Here is a 23,043-nt window from a genome sequence, read left to right on the forward strand (position 1 = left end):
TTTTGAATGATAGAGAAAAAATATGGGTATTTTGCTTTTATAATAGATAAAAAGATGCGGGAGGAACAGAGTTTGATAACTAGTACATCAAAGTTGTTTCAATATATTAATATGACAGAAGAGCAGAAACAATTAGCACTGCGGTATTTAGAATCGAGAGAAGAAGCAATTTTAAAAGATATTCAACTAACGACAATTAGAGATCAAAAGAGAGCCGATTTTGCGGAGCGATTTATAAGCGATTTTAGGAAAGTACATAAACAAGATCCGGCTTTCTTTCGGTTATTTTATTATTTGTTAGGGGAGCAATTGTTAAACGTTCTTATAATAAGGTTTAAATATGTGGACTTTTCTAATATGAAGGTTTATTTAGAAAAAAGTGAACTTCCTTTGGAGAAACTTGTAGTAAGTGCATGTAAATATTTAACTAATATTTCAAGTTATGTGGATGAAGCGTATGTTTTTCTTCGAGAATTAATAGGTGAGAATCCGAACTATATAGAAGAGTGGTTATCAAAATTATCAAATCAACAGCAATTATCGTTACTTCTCGTAATGTTTGAAGTAGATTATGAGAGATTCTGTACATATAGCTCTTTATTGGACGAGAGATTAAAAGAACATGCTGAATTTATATTGAATTTGAATGGAGAAAAGGAAAAGATTGAAGCAGTTGAAAGATATATAAAAGGTGAAAGTGATAGGGAATTATTTTTAGGTGGAAGCTTACCAGAATACATTTGGCGGCTATTATTTAGTATTCATCAGTATTCAAATGTTGCGAAGCGATATGTTGAAATATTAGCGAAGAAAAACGTTTGGGGTTTTATGAATCATGCTACGCGTTACGTGTGTCAAGCTCTCAATCAGCCTCAAAACTATAAACGAACAGGGAGTGTAAATAAGAAAACCTATGATGAAATTCAAAGTTTTTGTAAACAGTTTTGGATTTCTGAGGAAAGATTCTTTGCACACCGGCTGAGGCAACATGATTTAAATAATGAAGGATTTTGTAAGACGTATGAATATGAAATGTTATGCTCCGTGGCGGAAGAAAATCCTGAATTTGTTCAACGTACTTTGCAATATGTAAGTAAAATTAATTATCTCATTATCGTACGAACGTTAGCTGGAAAAGGGTATGAGTTAAATAGAGGGAGAATGCGAGAAGAATTTTTTGTCGCTGCTTTGCAAATTAAATTGTCTACAATACGTGATACATATCGTGATTATTTACTAGGGAAATTGTCACTTGAGGATATGGAGCAAATACTTAAAGATCCTAAGTATAGAAGTATGTATTGGGGGATGCCAGTATTAGAGGTTACACTCCTTTGGGATTTAGATGATGTAGCGAAGAGGGAAGCTGTACTTACACTGCAATTCGGAGATGAATATAACGTTAATTTATACGAACTTCTGTACGAATGTTCTGTCAGAGGGATAGAACCGAAACAAGTATTAGAAGATCTTCTTTCGTATGGATTAAGTAAGGCAAAGCTTATCACTTATGCAGTTGAACAAGCTGCATGCTACAGTGAAGAGAGAAACAAGGCGAAGGAAGCGCTTGTTCATGTCATTGTAAAAGAACAAGCGTACATAATTGAACGATTTGATGAGTATTCTGCTCAGGCAAAAGCATATATTTTGGATGAATTAGCGAGGGAAAACATGGTTAAAATGCGTCCGATTTTAATCAAAAGCTTAGGTGCTTCTTCTAAAAAAATCCGTGAGTCTGTAGTGAGACTGCTTTCGAAAGATGTAGAGTCGGCAGAAGATGTAGCAGCCGAACTTAATAATAAAAAGAAAATTGTCCGTGAACATGTGATGGAAATACTAATAGATTATAAGATTGAAAAGTATATGCAACTTGTACAGGAAGCTTTACAAGAAAAGAAGAATGCTTCTTTTGTTGAGAAATTTGCTCCGTTACTTGAAGTGGGTGGAGATTCAGAAAATATAGAAGAACTTTGCAGTCGTATAGTAACGGAACAAAAAAGAAATTCATTTGTGCAATGGATGGGGAATGAACCACAAATCCGTCTTCGTAATTCAAATGAAATAGCAGATGCAACAATTCCGTTAGCCTATTTACAACAGTATATTTCAGATTCTGTTATTGAGAAGAAAGAGGCAGCTGAAGTAATTGGTGGTACTTTGAATGAGCAAGACTTGAAAGAGTATGTGCAAACAATATATCAAATATGGATTTCTCAAGATGCAGATGTGAAGAAACGCGGAATCCTTTCATTATATGGAATGTATAGCGATGACAAAATGGTCGGCATACTTAAAAAGCAAATTGATGAATGGGTGCTTCATATGAGAGGAAAGATTGCAGCAGATGCTGTTCGGGCTCTAGGGTTGTCCTCATCTAAGCTTGCACTTGTGTCTATTCAAGCGATGACATTTAAATATAAGCATAAGTTAGTGCGTAATGCGGCAAAAGAAGCACTAGGTCTTGCTGCGCAAACACGCGGTATAACGGAAGAAGAGCTGGAAGATCAACTGGTACCGGATCTTGGTTTTACTATACGTGGTGAAAAGCCGATTGATTTTGGGAATCGAATTTTTACTTCTATTTTAACTTCAGATTCAAAAATTGAATTAGAGACAGAAGAAGGAAAACGTATGAAGTCACTTCCGAAGCCGAATGCAAAAGATGATGTAGTAAAAGCTGAGGAGGCTAAGAAAGAGTTATCCTCTTTAAAGAAGGAATTCCGAAGTGCTCTTTCTATGCAGAAACAACGCTTGGAAACTGCTCTATCACTAAAGCGCTATTGGTCATACGATACGTGGAAGCCGGTATTTTTGGAAAATCCAATTATGAAGCAATTTGCCATTTCACTTATTTGGGGTGAATATACGGAAGGAAAGTTGCTGAAAACGTTCCGTTATGCGGAGGATGATACGTTTTATTCAATGATAGGAGAGAATCATGAACTTTCATCTGGAACTGTTATTGGTTTAATTCATCCGTTAGAATTATCCGAGGCGGAAAAGGAATTGTGGAAAGGGCAACTGACAATTGCGGGAATTGTTCAGCCGTTTGTACAAATTGAACGTCCAGTGTTTGTAGTAGAAGAGAATGATGAGATTGCTATTGAGAGATTTGGCGGTATTTTATTAAATGGTCGCTCGTTATTTGGTAAGATGACGAAACTTGGATGGACTCGCGGATCGGTTCAAGATGGCGGTGTTTATTATACATTTTATAAAGAAGATACTCGAACTGGATTAGGAGCGGAACTTTCATTTAGCGGAGCGCCGATCGGATATGAAGGTGAAGAAGATGTATGTGTATTTGAGATTCAATTTTATAAAGCGGATACAGTGAACCGTGGTTCATATGAATATGACGAAATTGATGATGAGAGACGCATTGTACCAAAACAAGTAGATAAGCGATTCTTTAGTGAAGTATCATATGATGTGCAATTAGCGACCGAGTCAAATCTTGGTCATAATGAAAGCTGGCGTAACAAACGTTAAGAAAACCCCCTTCATTTGTAGGAAAATGAAGGGGGTTTTTCAACTTTTCTAAAAGGTTCTTCCTTAAATAGAAGCGAATAGTTTGAGAAAGGAGGGGTTATATGGATATGGAAGTCGTCATAAAGAAGAAACGAACTAGGGGTAAGAGAATTTTTATTTGGTCTAGTAGTATCGTTCTTTTGTTAGTTATCTGTACAGCGATTTTTTTGAACATATATACGCTTAGTTCTGTGCCAAAGATAGATGGAACGATAAAGCTAGAGGATTTACAACATGCTGTTGCGGTAAAGCGAGATAGTAAAGGTGTACCGCATATTAAAGCGGAAAATGCGCATGATTTATATTTCTCGCAAGGGTACGTACAAGCGCAAGATCGTTTGTTTCAAATGGATTTAAGTAGAAGACAAGCTTCTGGTATGTTAAGTGAAGTTGTAGGGGAGGCAGCTGTTGATCGAGATAAGTTGTTTCGAACGCTCGGTTTACGGCGAGCAGCCGAAGCGTCTGTTAGTCAATATGACGGAGAAGCGAAATATGCCCTGCAGTCATTTGCTGATGGCGTAAACGCTTTTATACGCGAGGCGAAAGAGGAAAAGAAATTGCCAGTTGAGTTTACTTTATTAGGCTATGAGCCTGCTGAATGGTCAATCGTGGATTCTTTAACGATTGGAAAGTATATGGCGTTTGATTTGGGGGGACATTGGCACGGACAGGCATTTCGATATTGGGCGCTGAAAAACCTACCGAAAGAGCAAGCAAATGAGCTATTTCCTACATATCCAAAAGATGCACCTAGATTGCTAGCTGAACTGAAAAATACAAATGTGGACGTAGCACAAAGTTTTGCAAAAACGGTCATTCCACCAGAGTTTAATGGTAGTAATAACTGGGTGATAAGCGGTGAAAAGAGTGTGTCTGGTAAGCCGATTCTAGCGGATGATCCTCATTTATCTCTTGCGACACCTTCAATATGGTATCAATCGAAACTTGAAATGAAAGACTTAAATGTGAGTGGCGTTATTTTCGCGGGAGTGCCAGGTGTTATATTAGGTCACAATGACAAAATAGCATGGGGCGTTACGAATACAGGTCCTGATGTGCAAGATTTATATATTGAGAAGCGAAATCCTAATAATGAAAATGAATTTTTGTATAACGATAAGTGGGAAAAGGCTACTATTGTTGATGAGTCTATTAAAGTAAAAGGCGGGAAAACAATTCCGTATAACGTGACGGTTACGAGGCATGGTCCAGTCATTTCAGAGTTTGCAGATAAAGGGAAAGAGAAAACGAAAACAGTATTCGCTTTGAAATGGACTGCTTTGGAGCCTTCCGCTGAATTAAAGGCAGTATTAAATATGAATAAAGCAAAAAACTGGAATGAGTTTGAAACAGCTCTTCAAGATTTTCATACACCAACTCAAAATTTTGTGTTTGCATCAAACGATGGCACGATTGCTTATAAAGCAAATGGAAATATACCAGTGCGTAAAAAAGGCGATGGTAGTTTGCCAGTTCCTGGATGGACAGATGAGTATGAATGGGAAGGATATATTCCGTTTGAGCAGCTTCCAAAAGTAATAAATCCAGAACAAGGGTTTATTTCAACTGCGAATAATAAAATTGTTGATGATAATTATCCGTACCATATTAGTAATACGTGGGCGCAACCGTATAGGCAAATGCGTATTCAAGAGTTTTTGCAAGAGAAGGATAAGTATACGGTAAAAGATTTAGAAGAGTTACAGATGGATCAAAAAAATTTATACGGGAAAGAATTTGCTCCTATATTTTTAAAAGAATTAAATAAAACATCTTTAAATGAAGTAGAGAAAGAAGGCGTAAAACAATTAACAAAGTGGAATTTTTACGATAGTAAAGATGAAGCGGCACCATTAATTTTCCATTTGTTAATGAAAGAGATTTCGAATACGTTATTTCCAAAAGAAATTCCAAAAGATGTGATGGAGTTATTTGAAGGGAAGTCACAAGTTGTTGATGAATTGATTCGAAAACAAGTAGCAGGAGAAAATAGCGCTTGGTTTACGAAGTACGGAGGCTTCACGAAAGTTGTGCATACATCGTACGAGAATGTAATGAAGAAATTACAGAAGGAATATGGACCTGATGTTGCGGAGTGGGAGTGGGGCGATTACCATCAACTTGCTTTTACACATCCAATTTCAAAATCATCTAGTATGTTAGCGCTACTTGCGTTTAATCGCGAAAAACCAATTCCAATTGGCGGAAGTCAAGTTACTGTTCAAGCAGCGAGTTACGGAGATAACGGTATTGTCAATCACGGAGCTTCTTGGCGATTCGTAATTGATACGAAAGATATGTCAAACGGTTACCATATCGTAGGGCCGGGACAATCAGGACATTTTAGAAGTGATTGGTATCATGATCAAATAGATGATTGGGTAAATGGTGAGTATCATACGACTACTTTAAATACAGACGGAATTGAAGGGAAAGTATTAACTTTAAAGCCGAGATGATATGTGAAGAGACTCTTACTATATGTAAGGGTCTTTTTTTTTATTTACCTTACTATTTTTAGGGAGATTATATGGATAACACTTTAATTAATGGAAATGTATTTAATTTTTCTGGAATATATGTGAAATGTTGTATAAAATAATCAAGAAAGTCAAAAATTATGGGGGAAAGTTGTGAAAAAAAATAAGAGTTTAGTAAGTTTTTTAGGAGTGTGTATCATGTTGTTTTCTTTTTGTTTCCAGGGAAATGTACAGGCAGATGTAAATACTGTTCAATCTGGAAAAATAAAATCAGGAAACGTAACGGTATGGGAAGTAGGCAATGTAGAGAAAGTATTAGCAGATGTGGAGCGTTTGAATTTAAATACGGTGAATGTACCGATCCAAGTTGATATTCCGAATGTGAATTCTGCTAATATGGTAATTAATCAGGTGCAAAAGAAACAAGCTATTATTTTAATTCAAGAATTATTAAAGCGTAATATTCAAGTTATAGTGGAGCCGTTCCCGTTTATTCAGCAAGGAAATATTGGAGAGACGGAATGGAACCCGAGTAATATTAACGATTTCTTCTGGAATTGGAAAACAGTTGTTTTACAAGATATTTTTAATTCCATTACAAGTAAGTACAATGTTTACGGGCTGAAAATCGCTTCTAATTTCGTTAACATGGAATATGCAGAAGGATATTGGAATGATACAATCGATTTTGTTCGCCAGCAGTATAAAGGAAATGTTTTGTATCAAATGAACTGGTGGTTAACTGCAAGTTTTGATCCATCTTATGAAGCGAAGTTTCTCGCAAAAATAAATCGTCCGTATTTAAAAAAGGTGGACATCGTAAGTATTGATAGTTGGTTTGAAGTTTCAGGAAAAAGAAATCCATCGTACGAAGAAGTAAAACAAAGTTTATTTGCGACGACAGTATATAATCGTGGCCAAAATGTCGTTCAGCAACTTGAGAAATTACATAAAACAACAGGAAAGCCAGTGTATTTTGGCGGATTTAACGTGCCAGCACGTGAACTTGGACTGCAAAATCCGTGGAACCCAGATGTTACGAATGTGTTTTCAAAAGATGTACAACTTAACGGGTGGCGTGCTTACCGTGATGTATTAGAACCGAAGCCGTATTTTAAAGGGTTTTCAATATGGTTTATTGGCTCTAATGATAGTAATCATTCGTATCAAATACATAGTAAAGAAGCAGAGGCAGTTATTAATGGATGGTATCGAAAATAATTTTTATAAAATAGGTAAGTTTTAGAATCTATTACATATATTTTAGTGAAAGGCCTTTCACCATCTTATCACCTAGGGGGCAATCATAATGAAATTTTTGTCTTACCTTACAGTAATACTGGTGATTCTTGGCGGTTTGAATTGGTTGTTTGTGGCGTTAGATTACAATGTAGTTGAGGAATGGTTTGGTTCTATGCCGGCGCTTGTGGATACCATTTATTGGCTCTTTGGTCTTTCAGCTATTTATCAAATTTTTGATCGGTTCTTTACGAGTAAGTAGCTATTATACTTTATTACTAGAGTGTTAAGTACGATTATGTACTTAACACTTTTTTGTATGTTTATAAAAAAGTCTGCACTTGCAAGCGATTCCATCGCGTCTTGCGCTGTAATAATAGAAAACAAATTGACCATATATTATATTTCAGGTTATAATTCAGAAAGTTTAAAAAATAATCGAATGAGAAATAGGGAGGTTATCCGGGTGATGGAGAGAGTGTATAATTTTTCAGCAGGACCATCTATACTCCCTTTGCCAGTTTTAGAGAAAGTGCAAAAGGAGCTTGTAAATTATAACGGGACAGGCATGTCTGTTATGGAAATGAGCCATAGATCTTCTTATTTCCAAAGTATTATAGATGAAGCGAGTAACTTACTTCGTGAATTAATGAACATTCCTGATGAGTATGAAGTATTGTTTTTACAAGGCGGTGCGTCATTACAGTTCTCAATGATACCGTTAAATTTAATGAGTACGTATAAAAAAGCTGGGTACGTACTGACAGGATCATGGTCTAAAAAGGCGCTGCAAGAAGCCGAAAAAGTAGGGGAAGTACAAGTGATTGCTTCTTCTGCAAAAGAGAAGTTTACTACGATTCCTAAAATGGATGATTTACCAAATGATGAAGAACTAGATTATGTACATATTACAACGAACAATACAATTGAGGGGACAAAATATGTGGATATTCCACATGTAGATAAAGTACCGCTCGTTGCGGATATGTCCTCAAATATTTTATCAGAACAATATGATGTTTCGAAGTTTGGTCTTATATATGCGGGTGCGCAAAAGAATTTAGGGCCAGCGGGCTTAACGATTGCGATTATAAAAAGAGATTTAATTGGAGGAGCAGATCGCTCTTGTCCTACAATGTTAAACTATGAAACTTACAGCAAAAATAACTCCTTATATAATACACCGCCATCCTTTAGTATTTACGTAACGAAACTTGTATTAGAGTGGTTGAAAGAGCAAGGCGGCGTATCTGCGATTGAAGAACAAAATAGAATGAAATCTTCACTTCTTTACAATTTCTTAGATGAATCAAAATTGTTTACTTCACCAGTTGATCCTACGTATCGATCACTTATGAACATTCCGTTTACAACACCGTCAGAAGAGCTGAACAGTGAGTTTTTACAAAAAGCGAAAGAACGCGGCCTTGTTACGCTAAAAGGACATCGCTCAGTAGGTGGTATGCGTGCAAGTATTTACAATGCGATGCCAGCACACGGTGTGCAGCAATTAGTGAATTATATGAAGGAATTTGAGCTTGAGAATAGATAGGGAGATGGGGATATGTTTCGTGTTCAAACGTTAAATCAAATTGCAGAAAAAGGTTTGCAAGTTCTTGGCGGAGAGCGTTATGAAGTAGGGGATAGAATGGAATACCCAGATGGCATTTTACTTCGCAGCTATTCTTTACATCAAGAAGAGTTTTCAAAAGACTTAAAGGCGATTGCAAGAGCTGGTGCTGGTGTAAATAATATTCCTGTCGAGCGATGTACAGAAAAAGGGATTGTAGTATTTAATACACCAGGAGCTAATGCCAATGCAGTAAAGGAACTCATTATCGCAAGTCTTATTATGTCTTCACGTAACATTATTAATGGCGTAAGCTGGACGAAAAATCTAGAGGGTGAAGAAGTACCTCAGCTAGTTGAATCAGGGAAAAAACAATTTGTTGGATCAGAAATTGCGGGGAAACGTTTAGGGGTTATTGGCCTTGGTGCAATCGGTGCTTTAGTTGCGAATGATGCGCTAGCTTTAGGAATGGATGTTGTCGGATATGATCCTTACATTTCAGTAGAAACAGCTTGGCGCCTTTCTACACATGTACAAAGAGCATTTAGTTTAGATGAAATTTTTGCAACATGTGATTATATTACACTGCATATTCCTCTTACGAATCAAACGAAGGGAATTATTGGTGAACACGCTGTAGAGAAGATGAAAAAAGGTATGCGTCTATTCAATTTCTCTAGAGGGGAACTTGTGGATGAAAAGGTTCTTCAAAAAGCGTTAGAAGAAGATATTATTACACATTACGTAACGGACTTCCCAAATGAAAATGTTATAAAGATGAAAAATGTAACAGCAACGCCTCACCTTGGTGCATCTACATCTGAATCGGAAGAAAATTGTGCGGTCATGGCAGCACGTCAATTACGTGAATATTTAGAGACAGGAAATATTCGTAATTCAGTAAACTATCCAAACGTCGAACTGCCGTATATAGGAAAGAAACGTATTACAATAATGCATCAAAACGTTCCGAACATGGTAGGACAAATTACAGGATGTTTAGCAGAACATCATATTAATATTGCGGATATGATTAATCGTAGTAAACATTCTTGGGCATACACAATGATTGATATTGATAACGGAATTGATGATATAATAAAAGAGAATATTGTGGAAAATATAAGCAAAATTACAGGTGTTGTAGCCGTTCGAATGATTGTGTAAAGGAGAGAGGAACTTGGCAAAAATCCGACCGTTTCGGGCTATTCGTCCAGTAGAAGAAAAAGCAGTGGAAGTCGCAGCTTTACCTTACGATGTATTAAATAGTGAAGAGGCAAGAGAAGTTGTAAAAGGGAATCTATATTCTTTTTTACATGTCGATAAAGCAGAAATCGATTTAGATCCGGCACTTTCACCATACGATGATCGCGTATATGAAAAAGCAGGTGAAAATCTAAATCGATTTATACAAGAAGAAGTGTTCATTCAAGACGAAGAGCCAGCACTATACATTTATGAACTGACGATGCAAGGACGAACACAATCAGGCCTTGTCGTTTGTACATCTATTGACGAGTATGAAGATGATACAATTAAAAAACATGAAAGAACGCGTCATGAAAAAGAGCTAGATCGTATTCGCCACGTAGATGTGTGTGATGCAAATACGGGTCCTATCTTTTTAACGTATCGTACAAAAGAAGATGTGAAACGTATCATCGCAAGCTGGAAAGAAGAACATGCGCCAATCTATACATTTACAGCAGAAGATGGCGTTAGGCATGTTGCTTGGAAGATTGAAGATGAAGATGTAATTGCGGATTTAGTAAACGCATTTGAAGATATTCCTAATCTTTATATTGCAGATGGACATCACCGCTCTGCATCAGCTGCAAAAGTAGGACTTATGCGAAGAGAACAATATCCGAATTACACAGGAGAAGAGGAATTTAACTTCTTCTTATCCGTTTTATTCCCTCACGATGAATTATCAATTTGGGACTATAACCGAGTTGTGAAAGATTTAAATGGCTTATCTGAAGAACAGTTTTTAAAGCAAATCGCGCAGTACTTTTATGTAGAAGAAGCAAATGTTTCTCCATATAAACCAAATGAGCCAAAATCATTTGGCATGTATATAAACGAGAAGTGGTATAAGCTTACTGTGAAAGAGGAAACATTTGATGCGAATGATCTCGTTAGAGGTTTAGATGTATCTATCCTGCAAGATCATTTATTAAGCCAAGTGCTTGAAATACATGATCCGCGATCTGATTCACGCATCGATTTTGTCGGTGGAATCCGCGGGCTAGAAGAACTAGAACGTCTTGTGAACAGCGGTGCATATAAAGCTGCATTCGCGTTATATCCGACGTCAATGGATGATTTATTAGCAATCGCAGATGCAGGGGAAGTTATGCCGCCAAAATCAACGTGGTTTGAACCGAAACTGCGCAGTGGGTTGTTTGTTCATTCATTAAAATAAATAGACTTCTTTAGAGTGAAAAACCGAAATGATTTTTAGTTTCGGTTTTTCTTATTTTAAAAGTGTTTTTGAGGAGGAGTATCGATGAAATTGCAAGTAGGCGAAAAAATCACCTTTGAACGAACTTTTACAAAAGAAGATGTTGTTTTATTTACAGAGGTATCTAAGGATGAGGGAATCCACCATGTTACACCAGATGAACAAGGTCGATTTGTTGTACAAGGACTTTTAACATCAACACTGCCTACGAAAGTCGGTGGTGATCATAACGTATTAGCTCGCAAGATGGATTTTGAATTTTTACGTCCTGTTTTTAGTGGTGATACCATTCGTTGTGATGTAACCATTGAACAATTTGAGCCCGATGAAAAAAATCGCACAAAAATTATTGCGATGTTTACATGTAAGAATCAACTTGAAAAAGAAGTTATGAAGGGGAGTTTTTCGGGGATTATTCTTTAATTGGTAGGAAAAGTAATGAATAAGTGGGGGGCCATGCCTCTCAGGCTTAGAGTTTTAATTCCCCCCCATAACGAAAATTTTATGTATCGTTGAATACTGATAATAAGACGTTATGTAATATACTCTGTTCTTTTCTTAACTATTAGAAAATAGTTGAATAAGCTCGTCAACAAAAAGGACATTCCTAGTATTACAAGAAATGTCCTTTCCACTAAATCATAGGATATTTTGCTAAAATTCAAACTCTAAAATTAGTTTACTAGTTTGACCTGTAAACTGATAATTATAGGATCCTCTCAGACCTTCTAAGTTACCGGTAGCTTTGATAATTGTTCCTGGGGAATCTAAATTTCCTTTATCCAATATACCTTGCTCTATAGCTGTAAATGTCCCTTGTTGCCCCTTATAAATTCCTTCAAAGTGTAAAAAACCAGAAATTTTAGCAGTAGCCAAGTGACCATCATTTATATTTGAGTCTAAATAATATAATAAGTATTCAACAAAAGCTTTTCCTTTTAATTCACCATCAATATCATATTCAACATGAGCAATATTAATAGGGAAATCTTTTCTAGTATCATCAATTGGTTTTTCATCCCATTTACTTACTGTAAATGTTATTTCCATACACGTAAATCCCCCTTTATCATTAGGTAAGTAATCTCCATATCATTTAAAAAGTACCAATTCAGAGTCATATCTCATAGGAGTGTTTTTATTATTTGAGTCCTGCCATATCGCTATTAAGCTAACAAAATAAAATACTCCCTAAAATGAAAAATAGGATCAGGAAAACATAATTATAAAACTTATGGCTCTACTTATTTAAAGTTTCACTTCACTCCACTTTCCAAAATAGAGAAAGATCTATTTTCACAATCAATTTCTGCCATCGCGCCGTAAGGTAAAATAAACTTCGGTTCAGTATGGCCAAAATTTAAATTGTAAAGAATCGGCAAATCTTCTAAATGATGTTCCTTCATAACTTGCAGTATTTCATGTTTATACTCTTCATAATATTGTTCATCTTTCGGTTTACCGAAGATGATACCGTTTGCTTTTTGCAGAATGCCTTGCGCTGCATAATTTCGTAACCAATACTTTATATAACTTGGTTCTGGATGATCTTCAGAAGTTTCAAAGAATAGAATACTATCCTCCCAATGTTTTTTCTCAGGCCAAAGCTCCGTTCCTTTTGCAAATTCCAATACTTCTATACAACCACCAATTAAACGCCCTTGTACAGTGGTAGAGCCTTGAAGTACCTCATATCCATTGTTTTGCTGCATCGTACGTCTTGTATCCTTATTTATTTCAATCCATTCTAAACGCTCACTCGTCCATTCATGAGCTGGTTGAATCTCGCCAATCGTTTCATTGGAAAAGAGAGTTCGATTTACCATTTCAATTGTATATGGATCCATTTCTACATTTTCGGCAAAGTCGGTCAAAATTGCCGGACCGTATAAAGAGGAAAGACCTGCTTTATGACAAAATAAATGTGAAATAGTAACGTCAGAGTATCCCATAAAAATTTTCGGGTTTTCACGTATCACATTAAAATCTATATAGGGAAGTAAGCGAATGCTATCTTCACCGCCAATATTCGCAATAATTGCTTTCACGCGCGTATCTTTAAATGCTGTCATTAAATCTTCCGCACGGGCCTCTGGATTGTTATAAAGGTATTCGCTACCTTTTAAGCTATTTGGCATGGGAGTAACCGTAAGACCAAAAACTTCCTCTAATCTTTTTACTCCTTGCTCATATCGCCACCTTATTTCAGAATCACCTGCACCGCCCCATGAAGGACTTACTGTCGCCACGATATCCCCTGGCTGTAATCGGTTTGGTTTTATTAACATTTTAACTCCGCTCCTACATAATTTAATGGACTACGATTATACAAACTGTAGCATTGAAAAATATGACGCATGACATTATTTTCTTCATCATCATTCCGTTTACCTGCTGTTATGCAAGAATTTAGCAGTAGTGCTGAATATAGGGGAAACCGCTTTATATTTAAAAAGTACAGTATGCAACATTGCATGAGAAAGATGGTCGTTATTCCTTATAACCCGTAACTGTAATAGTTACAGGTCGGGCGTATCAAATCAAACAAATAAAATCATCATGAATGGAGATGTTTCATAATGGGTATGAAAAAATCAATTTTAGCAGGTGCTTTAGGAATTGCAGCATTATCAGGAACGAATTTACCAGGATTAGAAGTAACAAAAGCGAATGCAGCTTCTATTGAATCGAATTTCTCGACGTTAGAAGGACGAGTAGTAGAAGTAGATAACGGTGTGATTGTCGTAAAATCTAAGCAATACGAAGAACCTGTTAGTGTGTATATAGATTCTCTTTCAAACGTGAAAGTAGGAGATGAAGTAAAAGCTACTGGATCTATGATGCGTAATTTTACAGAATATATGGTTGCAACCGCAGTTGAAAATACATCAAACAAGTTAGGTATGCACATGAAAGAAGACGGTTCTCCTGATTATGTAATTGGGGAGGTATCAAAAGTAGGAACGATGGAAGATGAGGGAGACGGTGTTACTATATATGTCGTAGTTGAGTATCCATCGCTAAACGGGAAGAAAGTTATTATTGATGTTTTCTTAACGGAGGGACAAGTATTTAATACGGGTGAGAAAGTGAAAATTGATATGAAGTATGTAGGTTGGGGCGGAAGTTCTATTAACTGGAACACAACGGATCATATTGAAAAGGTTTATGAGGTAAAGAGCAACGTTGAAAATAATGATGATGTTTGGATTTGGTCTTAATAAGGCGAGTATAAGTCGTTATTTGCAATTTACTCTAAACAATTAATGTAAAAACTAAATGTATCATGCATTACCCATTAAATTATCATGTGTATGACAATTTGATGGGTATTTTTTATTTTGTGTTTTTTTGAGAATAAGGGATTTTCTATTAGAATATGATGTTTAGATCGGAGCGAGATGAGGTTTATTTACGGGCTAAAAAAAGAATGGAGAATTTAAAAGCGTTTTACATTCATTTAACGGTTTATATACTAGTGAACTTAATGCTTTTTTTTATAAATATAAGCTCTGATTCAAGTAAATTATGGTTTTTATATCCACTTGCAGGTTGGGGGATTGGTATCGTTATACACGGATTGACAACCTTTCCATTTGGGATATTCGGAAAAGAGTGGGAAGAACGAAAGATTAAAGAATATATGGAGAAAGATAAGTGAATCCGTTTTGATCATTCTATTTTCAAAATAATACTGAGGATGGGGTATTGTTCTACGTCTGTTTAGGAAAATGGGATAGAAAGCAGTGAGGTGTGACGCTCGTGGTAAAGACCTTACGGAGGATTTCCATTCATATAAATCTCTTTAAAAAAACAAAGACGCGAAGTCTCTTCTATGACTTCGCGTCTTTGTTTTTTTTTTAGAAGGATTAATGAGTCATTCTCGTATTCACATAAGCGGCAAATATAACATGTCCAATGATAATAATAGAAGAAATAATTTTATAAACGAGGTAATAGCGATGGAGAAGCGAAGAGATCTATCGCTACACTTCTAAGGTTTATTCATGTACATTCTATAAATCGTTGAGCTCTTTTAGAAAGCTTCCGATCCTTCAGCCATATAATCGATGATTCGGACTGATAGGGGAAATCTATTAAATCTACTATTTTTATAAATTCTTGCGGGATATGAGATACAGCGCTTTTCGGCAAGATAGAGGCACCGATTCCAGTCATGATAAGCATAAGAATAAATGCTGAGTCAGGACATTCACATGCTATGTTTAATTTTATACCAAGGTGCTTGCATTCATCGATGACGAGCTGATGATAGCTGTTTTCTTTATCTTTATGTAAAAGTAAAAGGGGAATATGACTTAATTCGGTTAGAGGGATTGGGAGGTGTGAATGATATAGTTCCCATTTAGCGGGCATGACTAATACGAAAGGTTCCTTTGATAAACAAATGCTAGAAAAAACATCTTTATTAAAGGGTGTACGCAAGATAGCAAGTTCGATATACCGCTTTTCTAATTGCTCTATTAAGTATAAAGGGCCACCTTCCCATATTTTTAAGTTCACATTTGGATAGTTATCTTGAAAATAGCGGATTTTTTCAGAGAGAAAAGGAATGCAAGAATGAAATGCTCCAATAGATAGATTGCCCCTTAGCCCTTCACCGGTATCTTTAATCTCCGTAATGGTTTCTTCTAATTGATGAATAATGTTTTTGGCTTTCGTATATAAAATTTTTCCTTCTTCAGTCAAATGCATATTTCGACCGTTTCTTTCAAATAAGTTTACTGATAATTCTTGTTCTAGTAGCGATAGTTGCCTACTTAGAGGTGGCTGTGCCATATGAAGTCGGTGGGCAGCACGGGTAAGTTGTTTTTCTTCAGCGATTACAATAAAGTAACGAAGTTTTCTTATATCCATGTCAAAGTCCCTTTCTATACCATTTTTGTATACAAAAACAACCTTATAGATAGTTTTCATATAATATCCCACATGATATCATAAACAAAAAGTTTTAAAAATAGAAAATTCTAAAAATTTAAAATTCTGTTTAGAAAAGGAATAACTTAAAAATAGATTGTATCGCTTTGAGGGGGGATTTTTATGAAAGTTTCGTTATTTATTACTTGTTTATCAGATGTGTTTTTTCCTCAAGTGGGTAAGAGTGTCGTAGAAATTATGAATCAATGTGGAGTGGAACTAGATTTCCCTGAAGGACAGACTTGTTGCGGGCAACCAGCTTACAATAGCGGATATCAAGAAGAAGCAAAACTAGCAGCAAAGCAAATGATCAAAGCGTTTGAACATAGTGAATATATTGTGACTCCTTCAGGTTCTTGTGCTAGCATGGTTCATCTTTATTATAAAGAGATGTTTAAAGATGATAGTGAATGGTATGAAAAAGCGGTTCATTTAGCGGATAGAACGTATGAGTTGACGGATTTTTTAGTGAATGTACTTGGAAAAAGTGATTGGAAATCTAAGTTGGTTGAGAAAGCTGTTTTCCATCAATCTTGTCATATGAGTCGTGCGCTCGGGATAAAAGAGGAACCACTGAAGTTATTATCGCAAGTAGAAGGTCTAGATGTAAAAGAATTACCATATTGCCAAGATTGCTGCGGGTTTGGCGGTACTTTTGCAGTAAAAATGAGCTCGATTTCTGAAACGATGGTTGATGAAAAAATAAAACATATTGAGGCGGCAGAAGCAAATCTCTTAATTGGAGCAGATATGGGATGTCTTATGAATATTGGAGGAAGATTGCGCAGGAAAAATAAAAATATTCAAGTGTTACATGTAGCAGAAGTACTGGCAAAGGGGCTGAATAAATGAGTGTGGCGGGGGAACAAGGATTTTTGAAAAGAGTAGATAAAGCGTTGCACAATCCGCAGATGAGAAGTGCGGTTCCATTTACACAAGATAGGCTTCGGATGGGACGAGAACAAGCTATACATGAATTAGGGAATATTGAAGAATGGCGTGAGGCAGCATCTGAAATTCGGATGCATACAATTGAAAATTTAGATAGTTATTTGGAACAATTAGCTACTAATGTTCGAAAAAAGGGGGGGCATGTTCATTTCGCTTTCAAAGCAGAAGATGCCGTATCTTATGTTTCTGAAATCGCAAGAAAAAAAGGAGCGAAATCGGTAATTAAGTCAAAGTCCATGGTTTCAGAAGAAATACACCTTAATAAAAACTTAGAAGAGATAGGGGTGAAAGTAGTAGAGTCTGATCTTGGGGAGTATATTATTCAATTAGCTGGAGAAGCTCCATCCCATTTAATTGCTCCGGCCATTCATAAGACAAAGGAACAAGTAGCAGAGCTTTTTTCTAAGGAAGCTGGAAGAAAGATCCCAGTTGATACGAATCAATTACTACAATTTGCTAGAGAGCAATTGCGTAAAGAGTTTTTAGAAGCTGATATTGGTATTTCCGGTTGTAACTTTGCGGTAGCGGAATCTGGATCAGTTGTTCTTATAAGTAATGAGGGAAATGCTCGCCTTACTACGACATTGCCAAAAGTTCATATTGCGATTATGGGGATGGAACGCCTTGTTCCGACGTGGAAAGATCTTGATGTAGTCGTTTCAATGTTAACAAGAAGTGCTACAGGCCAAAAGGTTACATCTTATGTAACTGGAATTAATGGGGCGCGTTTACATGAAGATATGGATGGACCTGAAGAATTTCATTTAATTATTCTAGATAATGGTCGTTCTGATATTTTAGGAACTGCTTATGAAGAAGTATTAAAGTGTATAAGGTGCGGAGCTTGTGTAAATGTTTGTCCTGTGTATCGTAATATTGGGGGGCATGCTTATGGAAGTGTTTATAGCGGACCAATTGGGGCAGTACTAGCTCCTTTATTAGAAGGATATGAAGAATTAAAAGAATTACCTTTTGCATCAAGTTTGTGCGGAGCATGTACAGATGTTTGCCCCGTGAAAATTCCATTACATGACCTTCTCATTGAACATCGTAAAGATGTGGTGGAACAAGGGTTTATAACGAAATTTGAACAGCTGGCCTTTAAAGGTTTCACGTTTATGGCGGGGCATCCATTCGTTTATGAGAAAGCTATTAAAATGGCACACACAGGTTTATCAATATTTGCAAAAGATGGCTATATTGCGAATGGCCCAGGCCCATTAAAAGGGTGGACAGAAAGTAGAGATTTTCCAAAACCTGCGAAGCAATCATTCCGTGATTGGTGGAAAAAAGAAAAGAGGGATTCATAATATGAATACAGATGTACAACAATCTTTTTTAAACAATATCGCACGTAAACTAAACCGAGAACGTCGCTCGGGGGTAACTCCTCCCAGATGGAAAAATGATCCACTCAGCCACTTTCCTAAAGAGATAGATCACGAAAGTTTAATAGAGCAGTTTATTGCAAACTTGCATACTTTACATACAGAAGTAAGTCATATACACCGTTCAGAAATAGAGAGTGCACTTCAGTACGTTGTACATAAATTTAATGTTCAATCTGCGTTGTATTGGGATGATGATAGATTACATCAGCTTGAAATAGGAAAGCATTTAACAGGAAATTTCGTTTCTCATCGAATTTGGCAAAGTAAAGAAGGTGAAAGAGAACTACGGGATTATGCAGCTCAAGTGGATATGGGAATTACATATGCCGAAATGGGACTCGCTGAGACTGGAACAGTTGTTTTATGGAATGGTGGTGGACGTGGACGTTTAGTTAGCGTTTTGCCAGCAGTTTATGTTGCGATTCTCTCAGAACATACAATTTATAGACGTTTAACAGAAGGGGTAACTAGAGTTCATGAACAGGTTTTGAATGGATTACCCGCCTGTATTAATTTTATCACTGGGCCTAGCCGGACAGGTGATATTGAGATGGAATTAGCTTTTGGAGTTCATGGCCCTGGAAAGGTTCATGTCATTCTATTAAAGGATTAGAGAGAACAACAAAAGAATACGAGGGGGAGTGGGGATTTTGATGAAGAATAAATTTCGTTATTATGTCTTTACAATGCTCACGTTTATTACGATGGTGAATTATATTGATCGAGGGGCCATCGCTTATGCGCAGTCTTTCATTATAAAAGAATATGGCTTTGACCCGAAGGAGTGGGGAGCTATATTAGGGTATTTTGGTTACGGTTACATGATTGGTTCTTTATTAGGAGGTATTTTTTCAGATAAAAAGGGGCCGAAATTTGTATGGATCATAGCAGCAACCGCTTGGTCTATTTTTGAAATTGCGACCGCTTTTGCTGGAGAAATAGGGATTGCTGTCTTTGGAGGGTCTGCTTTAATAGGATTTGCTATCTTCCGCGTTTTATTTGGATTAACAGAAGGGCCATCTTTCGCGGTTTCGAATAAGACAGCAGCAAACTGGGCAGCTCCAAAAGAAAGAGCTTTTCTAACATCCCTTGGTTTTGTTGGCGTTCCGTTAGGAGCAGTATTAACTGCACCTGTAGCGGTCTTCTTACTATCTTTCACTAGTTGGAAAGTAATGTTTTTTATCCTTGGTACAATTGGGATTGTATGGGCGATTATTTGGTATTTTACTTTTAAGAATATGCCTGAGGATCATCCACGAGTGACAAAAGAAGAACTAGCTGAAATACGAAGTACGGAAGGTGTGCTTCAATCCGTAAAAGCAGAGAAAGAAATTCCAAAAGAGCCATGGTACTCCTTTTTTAAAGTTCCGACATTCGTTATGGTTACGCTAGCATATTTTTGCTTCCAATATATCAATTTTTTAATATTAACTTGGACACCGAAATATTTGCAAGATGTATTCCATTTTCAATTATCTTCCCTTTGGTATCTTGGGATGATTCCTTGGCTTGGAGCTTGTATAACATTGCCGCTAGGGGCGAAGCTATCTGATCGTATTTTACGTAAAACAGGGAATCTTCGTTTAGCTCGAACAGGGTTACCAATTATTTCTTTATTTCTTACAGCAATTTGTTTTAGTTTCATTCCCGCGATGGACAATTATGTAGCTGTATTAGCGCTTATGTCGCTTGGAAATGCGTTTGCTTTTTTACCGAGTTCATTATTTTGGGCAATTATTGTTGATACAGCTCCTGCTTATTCAGGAACATATAGTGGAATTATGCATTTCATCGCTAATATCGCGACAATCTTAGCCCCGACTTTAACTGGATACTTAGTTGTAAGTTATGGCTATCCTTCTATGTTTATCGTAGCTGCTATTTTGGCCGCTATTGCAATGGGGGCAATGTTGTTTGTAAGACCAGGGCAGCAAACGAAGACTGAAAGCTTATTTAACTGGAGAAGTAAGAAAGGGTTAGAGGAACCTCGTGCTAATTTTGAATGAGTAAAGTAAGCTATAAAAAATGAGTTATATGCATTTGAAGTGAATCCGAATAGTAGTAAATGAAAAAAACTCCTGAATTCGCATACTAAGTATGCAAATGTAGTGGAGTTTTTTTGTTTGAAGAAAAGAGTTCATTGCTCGGAAGAAATAAAGAGAAATGATTAACCAAGCAAAAAGAAAGTATTTGGATTAATTTTTTTCAAAATGCTCTCTTTTTATTTACCGTAGAATTTTGGATTGCGTGATGTTTTTATTCAAAGTTTGTGCGAGTAAGTGTTCCTATTCATTTTTTAGCGTGAATTGCATGTGAAATCAAAATTTTATTTGTAGCACATAATAAATACAGTTGTTATCTTTTTTTAATTACATGTGGAAATAGGAAAAAGTTGATTTATCAACCTATATTAAAATAAAAATAAACCACTGTTCGATTTGAATATTCCACGATATAATGGTGAGAGTTTATATCTGAAGAAATATTTACATAAGAAGTGAGGTACTTTATGAAAAAAAGAACGACAGACATTATTTTTATTATTATTGGTGCATTTCTTTTTGCGTTAGGTGTCAATTTGTTTGTTATTCCGAATGAATTTGGTGAGGGCGGGGTAACAGGTATCACGATTATTACCTACTATTTATTTGAGTGGTCACCAGGTTTAGTCAATCTAATTTTAAATGCGATTTTGTTAATAGCCGGCTATAAATTTTTAAATAAGATCACAACAATTTATACGATTATCGCTGTAGTTACCAACTCACTATTTCTTCATTTGACAGAAGGATGGACGATTACTTCTGATGAAATGCTCGTAAATGCTATTTTCGGTGGAATATTTATCGGGTGCGGGATTGGTCTCATCATTCGCGTTGGTGGAACGACAGCAGGTACTACTATCTTAGCGAGAATGACGCATAAGTATTTAGGATGGAGTATTAGTTACGGTCTACTGTTTTTCGATTTAATCGTTGCTTTTTCATCGTATTTCATCATTGGTGCAGAAAAGCTGATGCTGACGATTATTATGCTATATGTAGGAACGAAAGTAATGGAATTTGTAATCGAAGGTTTGAATCCGAAAAAGGCCATTACGATTATTTCTGATAACCCGAATGAAATTGCCGGGAAGGTGACTACCTTAATGGGCAGAGGGGTTACTGTGTATTCAGGTCATGGCTATTACACGAAAACTCCGAAGGAAATTCTTTATATTGTTATTAATAAGCAAGAAGTAGTGAAGCTAAAGCGGATTGTTCAAACTACGGATCCGGCTGCGTTCATCGCTATACACGATGTTCGTGATGTGTTTGGAGAAGGGTTTGTTGATATTTCTAAGGCTTAATAAGAATTAGAATTAGTTTTTAAAAAGGCAGAAAATGAGCAATATTTTTTATTGAAATAATCTTAATGCGAAAATATGAGAATCTATTTTGATCACTTAATTATCAAGACCTAAATTTTAAAAAAACAAATAAATTCAGGGACATTATATATTTTATATGACTAAATATGTAATGTCCTTTCTTATTCCACAATGATGCCCGTTTGTTGACGATTAATTTTCATTATGCTTTTTGTGCCGAGTCCAATGCTTTTTTTAATTCGTCCGGTTTTTGAGTGCCGATTACCACTGTGTTATATTTCAACTTTAACTCAATACCTTTCTTTCCATTCATATTATAGGCCGTTTCACCCTTAAGGTTAAAACGAATTCCCCATCCTCCGAATCTTTTTAGTGGACTGTAAGTAATGCTTTCATAGTGACGTATATTTTTGAAAAGGTACTGTTTATATTGAAAATGAAAAGGAACAAAACGAACATAAAGACCTTTTTCACGGACCTCTATGATTAGCTTCAATACCCCAAGCATTAATACAGGAAAGGCAATCCCAAAAAACAACCACAAAGCAATTAACACACCATTGGGAGCTGGTTTATCTCCAAACGGGGTATCAAGGATAATTTGTTGAATGAATCCATACCACATCAGTGCGGAAATCCCCAATATGAGTATCCATACCCAAATTTGTTGTGGTCGCTGAACCTCACGAAAGATAATACGTTCTTGTTGTTTCATTAATAATCGTCACCTCCTAAATGATTTATTACAGGGCATCCTTTTTGATCCAGTAATATGTATCCTTTGTTGTTATTCTCTATGAGAACCTCTTGTACTCTCATAGCACTGCACGCCTAAAGCAATTAAAGCTCAGTCTAAAGACCTCACAACGCTTTCCGTTACGAGATACGTTAGTTATCTAAATTATACAAACTTTTCTGGATTCGGTATACATATAGAGTTTTATTTTTATTATCTGTATAAGTAATCTAATGTTTATAAGAAAAGAGGATATATGCTCATATATTGAACGTAATATCCTCTGCTTAGTTTAGTCTGAACAGCTCCCTGTCAAGTAGACAGTGGAAATAATAAAAATACTTTAAGCGGCTTGAACCCTGTATTCCAA

At 36.2% G+C, this 23,043-nt stretch carries 20 protein-coding genes; 16 read left to right on the forward strand and 4 right to left on the reverse strand.

Annotation, left to right across the window (positions count from 1 at the left end):
• Positions 1–54: 54 nt before the first annotated feature.
• From BAQ49_RS03410 to BAQ49_RS03445, 8 genes are all read left to right on the forward strand, one after another.
• Positions 55–3,492, forward strand: a complete 3,438-nt coding sequence (locus BAQ49_RS03410) for a DUF4132 domain-containing protein (RefSeq protein ID WP_425266535.1) — start codon at positions 55–57, stop codon at positions 3,490–3,492.
• 107 nt (positions 3,493–3,599) lie between these two features.
• Positions 3,600–5,990, forward strand: coding sequence for a penicillin acylase family protein (locus tag BAQ49_RS03415; protein ID WP_071744209.1), 2,391 nt, complete (start codon positions 3,600–3,602; stop codon positions 5,988–5,990).
• A gap of 174 nt (positions 5,991–6,164) precedes the next feature.
• Positions 6,165–7,232 (forward strand): glycoside hydrolase family 113, encoded by a 1,068-nt coding sequence (locus tag BAQ49_RS03420; protein WP_071744195.1) that lies wholly within the window; start codon positions 6,165–6,167, stop codon positions 7,230–7,232.
• Between the two features lie 88 nt (positions 7,233–7,320).
• Positions 7,321–7,512 (forward strand): DUF378 domain-containing protein, encoded by a 192-nt coding sequence (locus tag BAQ49_RS03425; protein ID WP_000670797.1) that lies wholly within the window; start codon positions 7,321–7,323, stop codon positions 7,510–7,512.
• A gap of 207 nt (positions 7,513–7,719) precedes the next feature.
• Positions 7,720–8,802 (forward strand): 3-phosphoserine/phosphohydroxythreonine transaminase, encoded by a 1,083-nt coding sequence (serC, locus tag BAQ49_RS03430; protein WP_071744210.1) that lies wholly within the window; start codon positions 7,720–7,722, stop codon positions 8,800–8,802.
• A 12-nt stretch (positions 8,803–8,814) separates the two neighbouring features.
• Positions 8,815–9,987, forward strand: coding sequence for a 3-phosphoglycerate dehydrogenase family protein (locus BAQ49_RS03435; RefSeq protein WP_071744196.1), 1,173 nt, complete (start codon positions 8,815–8,817; stop codon positions 9,985–9,987).
• A 13-nt stretch (positions 9,988–10,000) separates the two neighbouring features.
• Positions 10,001–11,248, forward strand: coding sequence for a DUF1015 domain-containing protein (locus tag BAQ49_RS03440; protein WP_071744197.1), 1,248 nt, complete (start codon positions 10,001–10,003; stop codon positions 11,246–11,248).
• A gap of 84 nt (positions 11,249–11,332) precedes the next feature.
• On the forward strand, positions 11,333–11,710 hold the full coding sequence (locus BAQ49_RS03445; protein ID WP_071744198.1) for a hotdog family protein: 378 nt from the start codon (positions 11,333–11,335) through the stop codon (positions 11,708–11,710).
• 231 nt (positions 11,711–11,941) lie between these two features.
• Here BAQ49_RS03445 and BAQ49_RS03450 read toward each other — a convergent pair whose 3' ends face one another.
• Entirely contained in the window at positions 11,942–12,337 is a 396-nt protein-coding gene (locus BAQ49_RS03450; protein ID WP_071744199.1) for a DUF3224 domain-containing protein, read from the reverse strand.
• A gap of 206 nt (positions 12,338–12,543) precedes the next feature.
• The gene (locus tag BAQ49_RS03455) at positions 12,544–13,575 is read right to left on the reverse strand and encodes a S66 family peptidase (protein WP_071744200.1); all 1,032 of its coding nucleotides are present in this window, start codon (positions 13,573–13,575) and stop codon (positions 12,544–12,546) included.
• A 69-nt stretch (positions 13,576–13,644) separates the two neighbouring features.
• Here BAQ49_RS03455 and BAQ49_RS32740 point away from each other — a divergent pair, with 69 nt between their 5' ends.
• The 3 genes from BAQ49_RS32740 (at position 13,645) to BAQ49_RS03465 (ending at position 14,948) form a co-directional block, all read left to right on the forward strand.
• Positions 13,645–13,797 (forward strand): hypothetical protein, encoded by a 153-nt coding sequence (locus BAQ49_RS32740; RefSeq protein WP_165616025.1) that lies wholly within the window; start codon positions 13,645–13,647, stop codon positions 13,795–13,797.
• 69 nt (positions 13,798–13,866) lie between these two features.
• Positions 13,867–14,508: an ATP F0F1 synthase subunit alpha gene (locus tag BAQ49_RS03460; protein ID WP_071744201.1), complete on the forward strand. Its 642-nt coding sequence runs from the start codon at positions 13,867–13,869 to the stop codon at positions 14,506–14,508.
• 161 nt (positions 14,509–14,669) lie between these two features.
• On the forward strand, positions 14,670–14,948 hold the full coding sequence (locus BAQ49_RS03465; protein WP_071744211.1) for a 2TM domain-containing protein: 279 nt from the start codon (positions 14,670–14,672) through the stop codon (positions 14,946–14,948).
• Between the two features lie 344 nt (positions 14,949–15,292).
• Here BAQ49_RS03465 and BAQ49_RS03470 read toward each other — a convergent pair whose 3' ends face one another.
• Positions 15,293–16,165, reverse strand: coding sequence for a LysR family transcriptional regulator (locus tag BAQ49_RS03470; RefSeq protein ID WP_071744212.1), 873 nt, complete (start codon positions 16,163–16,165; stop codon positions 15,293–15,295).
• A gap of 183 nt (positions 16,166–16,348) precedes the next feature.
• Here BAQ49_RS03470 and BAQ49_RS03475 point away from each other — a divergent pair, with 183 nt between their 5' ends.
• The 5 genes from BAQ49_RS03475 to BAQ49_RS03495 all read left to right on the forward strand — a co-directional run bounded on the left by BAQ49_RS03475 (position 16,349) and on the right by BAQ49_RS03495 (position 21,916).
• Positions 16,349–17,077: a (Fe-S)-binding protein gene (locus BAQ49_RS03475; protein WP_071744202.1), complete on the forward strand. Its 729-nt coding sequence runs from the start codon at positions 16,349–16,351 to the stop codon at positions 17,075–17,077.
• Positions 17,074–18,486: a LutB/LldF family L-lactate oxidation iron-sulfur protein gene (locus BAQ49_RS03480; RefSeq protein ID WP_071744203.1), complete on the forward strand. Its 1,413-nt coding sequence runs from the start codon at positions 17,074–17,076 to the stop codon at positions 18,484–18,486. The genes BAQ49_RS03475 and BAQ49_RS03480 overlap by 4 nt, the downstream gene beginning before the upstream one ends.
• A gap of 1 nt (position 18,487) precedes the next feature.
• A complete protein-coding gene (locus tag BAQ49_RS03485) occupies positions 18,488–19,180 on the forward strand; it encodes a LutC/YkgG family protein (RefSeq protein ID WP_071744204.1) in 693 nt (230 codons plus the stop codon).
• Positions 19,181–19,220: 40 nt separating this feature from the next.
• Positions 19,221–20,573, forward strand: coding sequence for an MFS transporter (locus tag BAQ49_RS03490; protein ID WP_084667321.1), 1,353 nt, complete (start codon positions 19,221–19,223; stop codon positions 20,571–20,573).
• 503 nt (positions 20,574–21,076) lie between these two features.
• Positions 21,077–21,916 (forward strand): YitT family protein, encoded by an 840-nt coding sequence (locus BAQ49_RS03495; protein WP_071744206.1) that lies wholly within the window; start codon positions 21,077–21,079, stop codon positions 21,914–21,916.
• A gap of 223 nt (positions 21,917–22,139) precedes the next feature.
• Here the strand turns inward: BAQ49_RS03495 and BAQ49_RS03500 are convergent, their stop codons facing one another.
• The gene (locus BAQ49_RS03500) at positions 22,140–22,652 is read right to left on the reverse strand and encodes a DUF6141 family protein (RefSeq protein ID WP_071744207.1); all 513 of its coding nucleotides are present in this window, start codon (positions 22,650–22,652) and stop codon (positions 22,140–22,142) included.
• Between the last annotated feature and the right edge of the window lie 391 nt (positions 22,653–23,043).

The sequence above is a fragment of the Bacillus proteolyticus genome (assembly GCF_001884065.1).
Lineage (GTDB): Bacteria > Bacillota > Bacilli > Bacillales > Bacillaceae_G > Bacillus_A > Bacillus_A proteolyticus.